The sequence below is a fragment of the Sporosarcina sp. P26b genome (assembly GCF_002743245.1).
GTDB classification, from domain to species: Bacteria; Bacillota; Bacilli; order Bacillales_A; family Planococcaceae; genus Sporosarcina; species Sporosarcina ureae_C.
Window position 1 is genome coordinate 26,265 of the sequence record NZ_PDYW01000013.1, and the last position, 13,492, is coordinate 39,756.

A 13,492-nucleotide genomic window follows, 5' to 3' on the forward strand; every position below is an offset into this window, starting at 1 on the left:
GACTCTAATTTTATCGTACGTCATTCTCTACGTCAACACATTTCTAAAAGGTGTTTACTCAAAGAGTCTATCTTTACATCTATCGTTTATTCTGCAACATATTTTTTGCCACAGACGGTAATAGACCGCCCTGCAAGTAAGCATCTTTTTCCATAACATTATCGATTCTTACTGTAACAGGAAAACAAACTATTTCTCCGTTTGTCCTAACAGCGTACATATCACAACGTTGTCCCGGTATGAATGCATGATCATCTATTTTAAGCGTGTAGATTTCCGTTCCTTCTAAACTAAGACTAGATGCAGTGAAGCCTTCTGCAAACTGAATTGGCAATACGCCCATACCAACAAGATTACTGCGATGGATTCTTTCAAAACTTTCAGCAAGAACGACTTTCACTCCGAGTAATGACGTACCTTTCGCAGCCCAATCTCTTGAGCTTCCTGTTCCATATTCTTTTCCTGCCAGCACAATCAGGTTTCTATTCTCTGCTTTATAACGTCGTGCCGCTTCAAATATACTCACTTGTTCATTCGTCGCTTTATGAATAGTAAAACCGCCTTCCACGCCAGGAACAAGTTGATTGCGAAGACGGATATTCGCAAACGTACCACGCATCATAACATGATGATTCCCCCGACGTGCACCGTAATTATTATAATTACGCGGGCTAACCCCATGTTCAGATAAATACTTACCTGCTTCACTATTCAATGATATGTGACCAGCCGGTGAGATATGGTCTGTCGTAATAGAGTCTCCTAACATCAGAAGCGGAAGCATCTCTTTTGTGTTTTTTTCAATAGACAATTCATCAGCTTGATCAAAATACGGCGCGCGTTGAATATAGGTTGACGATGCATCCCAATCATACAATAAACCTTCTGCAGCAGAAATTGATTCCCATGTTTTATTCGAATAAATACTAGCATACTCTTCACGGAACAGAGAAGCCGTCACAGTTTCTGATATTATATTTTCTATAGATTCTGCTTTAGGCCATAGATCTGCTAAGTAGATAAGTTGATCATTCTTCCCAACACCAATTGGCTCCCGATTGAAATCAATATCAATACGGCCTGCCAATGCAAAAGCTACTACAAGAGGCGGTGAAGCTAAATAATTTGCACGGATCTGTGGATGGACCCTACCTTCAAAGTTGCGATTGCCACTTAAAATGGATGCTACTACGAGATCATCTTCAGTAATGGCTTTTTCAGCTTCCTCCAGTAACGAACCACTATTCCCACAACACGTGGCGCAGCCATATCCATCAACAAAAAATCCGAGCTTTTCAAAAGAAGATAGTAAATCTGCTTTTTCCAAGTAACGTGTGACCACACGCGAACCTGGAGTTAGCGTGGTTTTAACGTAAGACGGAACACGCAACCCCAAATCTGTAGCCGCCTTTGCTAGTAAACCTGCTGCCACCATAACAGATGGATTCGATGTGTTCGTACAACTCGTAATGGAAGCCAAAACAATGGAACCATCTTGTATAGCCCTTGTTTCAATACGTTGTTTACCATAGCCACCTTCATTTACTGGTCTCTTTAAAACATCTTCAAATGAATGCTTCATATCAGCAAGAGCTACTGTATCTTGCGGTCTTTTCGGTCCACTGACAGTTGGAATAATCGTACCTAAATCTATCTCGATAACTTCTGAAAAAGTTGGCGGTGTGGTTGTTTCCTCCATGAATAGACCTTGGGCTCGTAAATAACTTTCAATCAATGGCACCTTATCCTCACGACCCGTTTGACGGAAGTAATCCATAGTTTGTTCATCTGTCGGGAAAAAGCTCATAGTCGCACCATATTCCGGTGCCATATTGGATATTGTTGCTCGATCGGTTACAGGGATATGACGCAATCCTTCTCCGTAAAACTCCACGAACTTTCCAACAACACCGTGCGCACGTAATCTGTTCGTCATCGTGAGCGCAAGGTCTGTGGCCGTTACCCCGTCAGTCAATGAACCCATTAACTTCACGCCAACTACATCAGGTATCGTGAAATAAAGAGGTTGCCCTAACATAGCAGACTCTGCTTCAATTCCCCCAACACCCCATCCAACCGTTCCAATTCCATTAATCATCGGAGTGTGCGAGTCTGTTCCAACTAATGAATCCGGATAAATCCATTCCACTTCATTTACTAATTCGGTTCGGATACCTGTCGCTAAATATTCAAGGTTCACTTGATGAACGATGCCATTAGCAGGTGGTACGACATGAAAATTTTCAAAGCTTTTCTGCGCCCATCGTACAAATTCATAACGCTCTTGATTGCGCTCATATTCTATGGACAAGTTTTTCTCATATGCCAATTCATCACCAGAATGTTCGATGATAACGGAATGATCAATTACCAAGTCAACTGGAATCTGTGGATTGACAAGGCTAGGATCACCGCCTTTTGAAGCTACCGCATCACGCATTGAAGCCAAGTCAACAATAGCGGGAATTCCTGTGAAGTCTTGAAATACAATACGGGCTGGTTTGAAGGGCACTTCTTGTCCTACACTACCTCCACGCCAATTGGCCAAGGCAACTATATGTTCATCGTTTATGTACTGGCCATCTTCATGACGTACTGCTGATTCAAGCAGTAAGCGAATAGTGAATGGGAGTTGCTTGATAGTGGAAAACCCTTGTTCTTCTAGCTTTTTCAATGATATATACTGATATCGTTTTCCATTGATTGTCATTTCATCTCGAGCTGATTCACGATACCCACTATTTTTTTGTTCCATTATGATTTCCTCCTAGACATGGTTTCTTATATTTCTAGTTCATGAATAAAACATCATCCAATATCCATAAATCGAAGCAAGTACAACGAGGAACCAAATAATAAAAGCCCCTGACCCAAGACGCAATAAATCTCGCTTATTGAAATACCCGTACTCATAACTGATTAAATGAATCGGTGATTGCGTAATCAAAGTAAATCCTGGTATTCCAATTAAAAATACGCCCATTGTTAAAAACAATGGATCATGGGTAGGGAATGCTTCGCCGATTGCAAGAGTTACAGGTAACATGATTGTTAAAAACCCCAGTACGTTAACGAAAAACAAACGTAATAATGCAGTCATTAGCAATAGTAACAGCGTCACCGTAAAATAAGAGTCCATGGATAATAGCTCGATTAATTGTTCAGCAAACCATTTGACAGCTCCTGTCTTGATGAGCAGATTGGATAACATCAAAGTTGCAGCGAAGAATAGCAATAGATCCCAGCCAATGCGCTTCTTCGCCTGTTCCCATTGCCAAATTCCCGTTACCGGAAGCACTGTCAAAATCGCCCCGAATAATGCCACAAGTGAAACAGAAAACCCATGTAAGCTGCCGGTCATCCAAAGCACGACCGTAGTGCCAATTATCGCTAACACTTTCCATTCATTCACAGACATTTTTCCAAGTCCAAGTAGTTTCTCTTCAATCAACCCTTCTAATTCCGGACCATCGATTCGTTCTGGAGGGAAGACTATAAGAAAGAGTAAGAACAAAAAGAACATAAAAATCACTATGGGGGGCCCCATGTATAAGAGCCACTGTACATAATCAAGTCCTACCGTTACATCGCCGAGTAAACCGTATGCGTATAATGTTGAACTCGCCCCAGTCGCAACGACAGCACCTGATATCGGAACAATTAGCGTCAAGCCAATAAATAAAGACTTCGCTAGTCGCTCCACGGATCCCATCTTCTGCAAATGCTTGATAATACTATCTAGCACTGAAGACACTAAACTTGCCTTCCCGACATTGGATGGAATGAATAAAGACAAAATGAACATCAGTACAAATGAAAAGAATACTAGCAAGCGACTCGAACCTTTAGATAAAGAAAGCAGTTTGAGCGAGAGCCTACTAGCTAGTCCAGATTCAATAAATGCACCTGCTAAAATAAATGTTGAAAATAACAACCATACAATCTCAGATGCAAAGTAACTCAGCGTTTCTTCATAGGTAAAGAAATGGACAGAAAGCAATAACATCAATAACAAAGAACTGAATGCTAATGGAAAGACCCCACCAATCCAAAGAACTTGGATAATGATGAGGCACGCAATAGCACGTATTATTTCCGATGTTCCCGTGACAGGAAGAAACGTCACGATATAAAGTAAGACACTAAAGCCAAATAACAGTCGTTTTTTATTAGTCATCGTTGTCATATACTCTCTTACATCATTTCGCTACTGTTTTTTTCAGCTTTACGATTCTTCATCCATGAAGACAAGAACGGGAAGCCTAGCGATACGATCGTCATGATGACAAGCGCAATTGTAATAGGTGATGCTGTGAAAATGCCCACCACATTCGGATAAGAAATTAAACTCATTCTAAAGTTTTGTTCCATATCGGATCCGACAATTACTGCCAAGATCAATGGAGCCACAGGGAATTTCAGCAACTTCATGAACAAACCAACAAAACCAAAGATGATTAGAATGAGGAAATCCACTGTGCTGTAACCTAGTGTATAGGTACCGATAAATGCCAGCATCATAATGACAGGATATAGGACACGTGGCGGTGTATCCAAGATCTTCACCAAAATCCCAACAAGCGCAATGTTCAAGATGACTAGGAATAGGTTTCCAATGAACATACTGTTGATAAACGTCCAGACCATATCTGGATTGTTTTCAAACAATAACGGTCCCGGCTTTAAACCTAGCATAACAATTGCACCGAGGATAACAGCAGTCGTCCCTGAGCCTGGGATTCCCATTGCAAGCATTGGAATAAATGCTCCAACAGCCGCTGCGTTATTAGATGATTCAGGTGCAGCCAATCCTTCAATTGCTCCTTCGCCAAACTCTTCAGGATGTTTAGAGATTTGTTTTTCCATTGAATAACTTAGCATAGACGCAATTGCGCCACCTGCTCCTGGAAGTACACCGATTAAGAAACCAACCGGACCGTTACGGATAATCGGCCACTTTGATCGTTTCCATTGTTCTTTCGTAATCCAGATTTTACCGACTGACTTTTTCTTTCCTACCGGTTTATTAATGGATAAGAAGTTATACAACACTTCTCCAACCGCGTAAATTCCAATAATGACTACGAGGAAATCTACTCCTTCACTTAGATGGACATTCCCCATCGTGAAACGGTAAACGCCGGTCTGTAAATCGATCCCGACTGTACTGATCATTAATCCAATACACATCGAAATAAAACCTTTCACCATTTGCCCTTTTGCTAGCGCAACAATCGCTGATAGTGTAAATACCATCAATAAGAAATATTCTGCTGGACCAAAACGCAGAGCAAAACTGGCCAGTGGCTTAGCTAAAATAATAAATCCAACAACTGCAATCAAACCACCAATTAACGAAGCAATCGCGGAAATCGCAAGCGCTTGACCCGCTTGACCTTTTTGGGCCATCGGATAGCCGTCAAACGTAGCAGCAATTGCTGACCCGTCTCCTGGTGTGTTCAATAAGATCGAGCTTCTCGAGCCACCGTACATCGCACCGTAATAAATTGCGGCCATTAAAATTAACGCACTCGTTGGCTCCATTCCAAATGTAATCGGAATTAGTAAAGCGATCGCGGTAGCAGGTCCAAGACCCGGTAACATTCCAACGACTGTTCCGAGGAACCCGCCTAGTGCAATCCAGAATAAATTCATCGGTTGAATTGTTGTCATAAAGCCATCTAAAATGGCTTGTACATCTATTCCCATATCGGTTCCTCCTTTAAGGTAAACTTACCTGCAACAGCGTTCCAAATGCATACCATGTAATAAACGAAAATGCTACAGCGATAATAATGTTTGACATCCACTTCTTTCGTCCATTCAATAAGAATAGAAGTCCGCCGAGGAACAGTATTGTTGAAAACAAAAACCCGATCCGTTCAAAAAGAACTGTGTAAATCAGCATTAAAACTAATGACGCTAGCAAATACATGGGTGACTTGCCTAAACGTAATGCACGAAAGTCTAGGAAGTCATTGCCGCGTGCTTTGAATTCTTGAAAGAAATAGACGATCCCTGAAAGGATTAATATAATAGCAATCATTAATGGAAAATACATGGGACCATTCGGATTTCCAAGGTTGGACTTAGGTAAATTAATCGCACTGATCAGCATGATAATACCAATAACAGTTGAAAGTATCGGGGTTATGTAACGAACCATACGGCCGTTCCTCCTTCTTATAGTGAATCAAAAAAGGGAGCCCACCAAAGTGGGACTCAACCTATTTTGAATTACTTATTTTTGTAATCCAGACTCCTCAATTAAATCCGTGTACATATCTGTTTGCTCTTTTAAAAACTCAGTTGTTGCATCGCTATCTTGATAAAAATCTTCCCAGCCATTGTTTTCTAATAGTTGCTTCCAAGAATCCGTACCAACCATTTTACCGAATGCTTCATTCCAGAACGCAATTTCTTCTTCTGTCATGTCCGGAGGTCCAAGAATACCTCTCCAGTGAGGGAATACTACGTCTACGCCTTCTTCAGTCCAAGTGGGTACATCAGGTAGTTCTTCTAGGCGCTCGTCCGCTGTAATCGCAACAATCTTGAATTTACCTGCGAGATGTTGTTCAGATGACTCGGAAACCGCCATTGTTGCCGCATCTACGTGGCCACCAAGCAAGCTTGTCATAACATCGCCGCCGCTTTCATATACAAGGAAGTTCAATTTCGTAACATCTACACCAAATGTTTTCGCTGCTTGTACAAATGACAAGTGGTCATTGTTACCGAGACCCGGTGCAATACCGATCTTGACTGAAGCTGGGTCTTTCTTCAATTGCTCCATCAACTCTGTGGCTGTTTCGTATGGAGAGTCATTTTTGACTGCTACAGAAATCCACTCTGTCGTTAATGTTGCAAGCGGTGTGAAGTTTTCATACGTTAGATCACTTTGTCCAAGTAAGTTATTCGTCACCAATAGACTAGAATCGATTGCTAATGTGTGCGCATCTTTCTTAGACAGATACTGCCAACCAACTTCGCCATTTCCGCCTGGTTTGTTGATGACCGTCATGCTCTGGTCCACGATATCTTCCTCTTTTAAAATCTTTTGAATCGCACGTGCTGTTGCATCCCATCCGCCACCTGGTGTTGCAGGTGCAATGAACTCAAGATTCTTTTTCGGGAAATCCGCCTCGTCTTTGCCCCCCGCATTATCTGATGAACAAGCACCGAGAATTAATGCAAACGAAAGTGTTGCTGCACCTAATATTCTTTTCATACTATCTCTCCCCTTTTTTCTGATTTACTATCTACAAGTAGTGTACTTGGATACTCTCTATATGTAACCGTTTACAATTTTAACAATTCAAAAGACTTTAACTTCATTTTGTTCATAAAGTTCATAGAAAAAGAGCACCCCGCTAAGGAATGCTCTTGAATGGATATGGAGAATATAGATCTGCAAAACTATAGGGATCAGTATGGACTCTGAACGTTTACAATCCAAAGTATTTCCGTTCAGGCCTTCCGACAATACCATATTCAAGCTCTGCACGCATTTTGCCTTCCGCAATTAGATACTCTAAGTATCTCCTAGCGGTAGTACGGGATGCTCCAAGTCTTTCTCCCATCTCCTCTGCAGTTGTGCCTTCCGTCAAAGAACCCGCTATGTCTATCACTTTTTGCAATGTTAACGGATGAATTCCCTTTGGAAGGTCCGTATTTGTAGCCATTTCTTTAGTTACTGCACCGTGGACAAAAAGTTTATCTATTTCATTTTGGTTCACGTGTTGGCTTTCCTGAAGAAATGCACGTCTTTGTTGATAACGTTCGATGACTTCCTTTAACTTGCTTAACTCGACAGGCTTAACCAAATAATGAAACGCTCCTGCCGCTACGCTACTCGCCACCAATTCCCGTTCAGTAGCGGCCGTAATAATGATAAAATCAAGCGCAGGATACTGTACTTTCAACTCGCGCACTAGATCGATCCCTAACTGGTCAGGCATATAGATATCTACTAATAATAAATCTACATACTGGGTTTCAAGCATCTGCCACGTATCTCTTGCACGCAATGCTTGTCCAACGACCGTTACATCCTCTATACTTTCTAGAAACTGTTGATGTATAGAAGCAATGCGAAAATCATCTTCTACAATTCCTACATGAATCATCTCATTTCACGCTCCTCGTTGTCTGGATATTTTGGAATATATACAGAAAATATAGTACCTTCTTCTGTGCTTGTTACTTGAATCGTCCCTCCAAGTACCCGAATAGCTCCATCTACATTCGCTAAACCAATCCCTCTTCCTGTTGAAGACTTCGTGGAGTAACCTTTTTTAAATAGCTCATCTTGTAATTCTGGTGGAATACCTTTGCCGTTATCGGATACTTCAAAAATTACATCTTCTCCAAAATCAAGTGCAAAGAATGATACTTGGCCATCCGGGTAATTCGCCACTTCTTCAAGTGCATTATCTATCAAATTCCCAAGAATTACAGTCAATGCCCCTGTACCAAACCATTCAGGCAATTGTTCTAGACTACTGTTTTCATCAATTTCAAAATCTACTTTCATTTCAGAAGCCTTGCCGACCTTACCAAATAGAATAGCTTGTACATGTGCGTCTTTTATATTTTCAAATATGAATTGGTTTGTATCATCACTGATACTGATTTCTGTTTGAATCGTACGTATCGCTTCTTCATACTTTCCAAGTTGGAGCAAACCAGAAATTAAATATAATTTATTCGTATATTCATGCGCCTGCGCCCTTAAGTCATCAGAATACTTTCGTACTTCATATAAAGTATTCACAACTTCCATCATTTCTGTCGTGTCGCGGAAAGTGATCAATGCACCCTTTTGTTCACCTTCAAATTGAAGCGGCATGGAGCTCACAACTAATCGTTTTTTTCCATAAACTACTTCAAATGATCTAGATACTGATTTATCGAGTTTAGTGAGCACCGGCAAGTTAGGGAATATTGATTCTATGGGGTCTCCTTTTCGACGATTAGATATGCTTAGGATTGAACGAGCCGCTGTATTAATTAATGTAATCTTACCTAGCTGATCAACTGCAATAATCCCTTCGTCAATGGACGCTAATATCGCTTTACGCTCCATATAAAAACTAGCTATCTGCTCGGGTTCTAAGCCGAATGTATCTTTCCTAATGGATTTCGCTAACAGGTAGCTGATTAAAATCCCCAAGACTAATATGATTAAAGATATTAACAAAAGTTTTTCGACTCGATGTTGAACGATTTTCTGCAGATCTGAAATAAGGTAGCCCACTGTTACGACTCCGATAATTTGGTTTTCCTCTTTATTATAAATAGGCGCCTTACTACTGACAGACGGACCAATAATTTCGTTCGACAGCATGGAGTAATTCGCTCCAAAAACAACTGCTTTAAAGCCGTCCTCAAAAGGAATGACATCTCCTATTTGCAATTCATCAGGCGATGCTAAAATGCGACCTGATTTATCTTGAATCACAATAAATGTAGCATCTACTTGATGAGAGTAATGCTCAATCACCGCTTCCAAATCACCTACTTTTTCTACATCTGTCCGTTCTTCCAAACCATCTTTGACAGTATCCATATAAGAAAGCATCTTAGCCGTTTGTAAACCGACAGTATGACTGCGATCAAATAAATTTATATAATCCGTAACTACAAAAACCGTCAGCATCAGTAGCATCAAAAATAAAATAAGTGAGGTTACTATGAGTAATATTTTCTTTTGTAGTTTTGACTTCAGCATAAGACTTCACTTCCAGCTTAACATTTTTTTCTGTAGCGTCTGTAAAACTAAAATACTTATAGGATGCTTCTTTGAGTGTTCTCACTCAAGGAAAGATTCTACTATCTACTGATGCGAATTTCATTTCTATTTTTTCAAACACCGCTAAAATCGCACGTTGCAAATCCGTCTTCGTACTAGTTCCCTGTTTATAGTTCACCATGAATAAACGATTGAACAATATATTTACTAATAAACCTACCAAGATGATTGTAGCAGTTAAAGCAATCTTGTTTAAGTAAGTAAAGATTAAAACCCCTTAGCTACAACGTATATACTGTATACCAAACAACAGATCTAAATAATGTCTTGAAAATCAAAAAGCATAAACCCTATCGATGGGTTTATGCTTCTCTACACATTAGTTATTTTTCAAACCGCACAAAAACAGACTTGTAAAATCCTGAGCGAGTTCTTCAGGACTGTGAACACCAGTCCAAAGTTTTGTTATAGACAGATGTTCAATAGCACCAACCATAGTCGTTGCGACTAAGTTCAGGTTTATATCCGTAGTGAAATATCCGTTTTCCACTTCTTCTATAAGATTCTCTTCTATCTTTAACGCCATTTGAACTTTGATATCCTTCGCTTCTTCCGAGACAACAAAACCGATTCTTGCTACATTTTCATTTTGCTTGAAAAATTCAAACAGCCTACTTAACCCATAAGCAATTCTTGACAACAAACCTTCTTTAGCCACATCAGCGGGAAGTTTACTATGTGCTACATGATTATATAGTTTTTCTTTAAATACCTGGATTAATTCCTGGAATACAGCATCTTTACTTTTAAAATACAAGTAGAACGTGGGCTGTGTGACGTTTGCTTCCTTCACAATTTCACTGATCTTCGTCTTATGAAAACCATGAAGGGCAAATTGCTGTGCAGCAATTTCTAAAAGCAACTTCCGACTTTTTTCGCCATCAGCGCCTACTTGTCTACCTCTTTTATTCAGTTGACACACTTCCTATCTTAATATAAAGATTTATTCATAGATAAATCTAATTATACAGTGAAGTGACAGAAAAGCCAAATTATATTTAGATTGTTGAAATAATTTCATCAAATTTTAAGAATAATCTCTGTTCCCTTTCAGCTAAATATTAGCTACTTTATCTCTTTCTCCACTAACTTTCGTCTCTTTCCCTCTTGCATTTATTACTAGTTAGCTAAGTCGGTAACTAGTTAAGTTGACAAACTGCGAAATATATCGAATAATACTTAGTAAGCGCTTTCATTTCGTCTTAATCAATTGAATATACTATGCAAAGGAGGGGTTTTTATGAAGTTGGCTAGAAATATTGTTATTGCACTTATTGCAGGGGTCATCGCAGGGTTGTTATTGAACATTTTTTCACCTGACATTTTTTCAAAGGTTGATGCATTTTTATTTAAACCGCTCGGTACAATCTTCTTAAATCTTATGAAGATGCTAGTTGTACCTGTCGTTTTCATTTCCATCGCACTTGGAACGGTTGGTATTGGTGATCCGAAAAAATTAGGAAGGATCGGCGGAAAGACCATTGGATATTTCTTAATTACAACGGCTATTGCCATTGTCATCGCAATTTCTCTTGGATTATTAGTAAAGCCTGGTGAAGGAGGTAACTTCGAGACAGCCAACGCCGTGTATGAAGCTCAAGAAGCTCCACCAGTCGCTGAAACTTTACTAGGAATTATCCCGACAAACCCTATTAGTGCTATGGCGGAAGGCAATATGCTTCAGATTATCTTCTTTGCAGCATTGGTAGGTTTTGGTATGGCCATGCTAGGTAATAAAGTGGAAAGAGTGAAAGAGTTATTTGAACAAGTCAATGAACTTATCATGTATCTGATTACGTTTGTTATGAAGTTCGCCCCATATGGAGCATTCGGTTTAATTGCATCTGCTGTAGGGAGTCAAGGTATTGATGCGCTAAAGGTAATGGGGATGTACATGGGAGTCGTTCTGGGAGCGCTTTTAATCCACACCATTGTTGTCTATGGCGGATCTGTCGCATTAATCGGTAAGCGTAATCCTATATGGTTCTTTAAGAACTTTTTCCCAGCGCAGGTTGTAGCGTTTAGTACCGCTAGTTCTGCGGCGACACTACCTATTTCAATGAAAACTGCACAGGAGAAGTTAAAAGTTCCTGAGTCCATCTCTTCGTTCACTCAGTCACTTGGAGCTACTATCAATATGGATGGTACCGCGATTATGCAAGGTGCAGCTGTTATTTTCATTGCGCAGGCTTATGATATCCAGTTATCTTTAGGTCAGTTGCTGACGGTTGTGTTGACTGCTGTGCTTGCCAGCATTGGAACAGCCGCTGTACCTGGTGCTGGTTTGATTATGCTGGCAATGGTTCTGACATCAGTCGGTTTACCAGTTGAAGGAATTGCGCTCGTTCTAGGTGTAGATCGTCTACTTGATATGGTGCGAACGGCTGTTAATATTACGGGTGACGCTGCTTGTGCAGTTGTCGTTGCGAAAACAGAAGGTGTTTTAGGCGAACCGGAAATCGAAGACGTTCACAGAGCTACAGAAACAGCATAATTTTTACAACTTCCTGTACGGAGACCTTCGTGTTTAACAAGCACGATAGATTTCCATGCAGGTTTTTTTATGTTGGCGACTTGATTCCTGCCCCACATAACGGTATAACAATCACTTCGTCTTTAGTAGTCGCGTACTTTATGTACCCCGCATAATTAATTGCTGAAGTTATTTCTACGTAGAATCCTTTGGCAGCAAGCCTTTTGCGAGCTACCAGAATCTCATCTTCGGCAATTGTGATAAACGTACCTTTTGTATCACGTACTGCTTCTAGTATTTGTTTTGATCTGGCTGGTGCTGCAATGGCAATGCCTTCTGCAAAAGTTCCTTCATTCACGACCGATTTTGCTATTAGCTCTTGTTTCTCAAATGCCTTTGCGAGCGGTGCACATTTCTCGGCTTGGATAGCAATGATCTTCGGCATATGATTAATTAACTTCGCTTCCAATAATGCTTTAAAACCGTAGTAAGCCCCTAATAATAGTGTTCCATTTCCTACTGGAATAAGTACAGCGTCCGGTGCCTTACCTAATTGTTCATACACTTCAAAGGCATATGTTTTAGTACCTTCAAAAAAGTATGGATTGTAGACATGGCTCGCATAAAACACTTGCTCTTCTGCGACCGCTAACTGGGCTGCAGCCGCTACTTCTTCTCTAGTTCCTTTTATTGCTTTTATATTCGCGCCATGCGCTTCTATCTGTGCCATTTTACCTGGAGATGTATCAGCACTTACATACACATCGCAGTCTATACCTGCTCTAGCACTATAAGCAGCAAGGGCGGTTCCGGCATTACCGCTGCTATCTGCAATCATCTTTTTTACTCCTAATTGTTTCGCTAGAGCAACTAGTACCACAGCGCCTCGGTCTTTAAAAGAAAGTGTAGGCATCATAAAATCTACTTTTACAAATGTATTTGGCTCTGCTTCATCTAATTTAAGTAAAGGCGTTTGACCTTCGCCTAAAGTAATAGACTGCCAACCTTTTAAATTTTCTCGACCAACCATCGATGAAGCATAACGCCATATAGATCTATCGCTTGTCCAGTGATCATTCTCCTGTTTGGATTGGGATGGTAATAAGTTTAGTAGACCACCGCAATCACACTTCCATCTTGTCACTTGAATCACATAGGTTTTATTACAATTTACGCAACTATATTTTGTCATATCTTTAATCTCCTTT

The 13,492-nt window shown here is 40.3% G+C and carries 11 protein-coding genes; 1 reads left to right on the forward strand and 10 read right to left on the reverse strand.

Annotation, left to right across the window (positions count from 1 at the left end; genetic code table 11):
* Positions 1 to 79: 79 nt before the first annotated feature.
* The 9 genes from acnA to CSV69_RS11555 form a co-directional block, all read right to left on the reverse strand.
* Positions 80 to 2,755, reverse strand: coding sequence for an aconitate hydratase AcnA (gene acnA, locus CSV69_RS11520; protein ID WP_099693477.1), 2,676 nt, complete (start codon positions 2,753 to 2,755; stop codon positions 80 to 82).
* Positions 2,756 to 2,794: 39 nt separating this feature from the next.
* Positions 2,795 to 4,177 (reverse strand): SLC13 family permease, encoded by a 1,383-nt coding sequence (locus tag CSV69_RS11525; protein WP_099693489.1) that lies wholly within the window; start codon positions 4,175 to 4,177, stop codon positions 2,795 to 2,797.
* Between the two features lie 17 nt (positions 4,178 to 4,194).
* Positions 4,195 to 5,709, reverse strand: coding sequence for a tripartite tricarboxylate transporter permease (locus tag CSV69_RS11530; protein ID WP_099693478.1), 1,515 nt, complete (start codon positions 5,707 to 5,709; stop codon positions 4,195 to 4,197).
* Positions 5,710 to 5,722: 13 nt separating this feature from the next.
* Positions 5,723 to 6,166 carry a tripartite tricarboxylate transporter TctB family protein gene (locus tag CSV69_RS11535; RefSeq protein ID WP_085427252.1) on the reverse strand — a complete coding sequence of 148 codons (444 nt, stop codon included), beginning with the start codon at positions 6,164 to 6,166 and terminating at the stop codon, positions 5,723 to 5,725.
* A gap of 75 nt (positions 6,167 to 6,241) precedes the next feature.
* The gene (locus CSV69_RS11540) at positions 6,242 to 7,228 is read right to left on the reverse strand and encodes a tripartite tricarboxylate transporter substrate binding protein (protein ID WP_085427253.1); all 987 of its coding nucleotides are present in this window, start codon (positions 7,226 to 7,228) and stop codon (positions 6,242 to 6,244) included.
* Between the two features lie 217 nt (positions 7,229 to 7,445).
* On the reverse strand, positions 7,446 to 8,126 hold the full coding sequence (locus CSV69_RS11545; protein ID WP_099693479.1) for a response regulator: 681 nt from the start codon (positions 8,124 to 8,126) through the stop codon (positions 7,446 to 7,448).
* Positions 8,123 to 9,730, reverse strand: a complete 1,608-nt coding sequence (locus tag CSV69_RS11550) for a sensor histidine kinase (RefSeq protein ID WP_099693480.1) — start codon at positions 9,728 to 9,730, stop codon at positions 8,123 to 8,125. Before CSV69_RS11550 ends, CSV69_RS11545 begins: the two co-directional genes overlap by 4 nt.
* A gap of 85 nt (positions 9,731 to 9,815) precedes the next feature.
* Positions 9,816 to 9,974, reverse strand: a complete 159-nt coding sequence (locus CSV69_RS16865) for a hypothetical protein (protein ID WP_158232662.1) — start codon at positions 9,972 to 9,974, stop codon at positions 9,816 to 9,818.
* 156 nt (positions 9,975 to 10,130) lie between these two features.
* Entirely contained in the window at positions 10,131 to 10,673 is a 543-nt protein-coding gene (locus CSV69_RS11555; protein WP_158232663.1) for a TetR/AcrR family transcriptional regulator, read from the reverse strand.
* A 378-nt stretch (positions 10,674 to 11,051) separates the two neighbouring features.
* Between CSV69_RS11555 and CSV69_RS11560 the strand changes: the two genes are divergently transcribed.
* Positions 11,052 to 12,305 (forward strand): dicarboxylate/amino acid:cation symporter, encoded by a 1,254-nt coding sequence (locus CSV69_RS11560; RefSeq protein ID WP_099625494.1) that lies wholly within the window; start codon positions 11,052 to 11,054, stop codon positions 12,303 to 12,305.
* A 67-nt stretch (positions 12,306 to 12,372) separates the two neighbouring features.
* Here the strand turns inward: CSV69_RS11560 and CSV69_RS11565 are convergent, their stop codons facing one another.
* Positions 12,373 to 13,476, reverse strand: coding sequence for a threonine synthase (locus tag CSV69_RS11565; protein WP_099693482.1), 1,104 nt, complete (start codon positions 13,474 to 13,476; stop codon positions 12,373 to 12,375).
* Between the last annotated feature and the right edge of the window lie 16 nt (positions 13,477 to 13,492).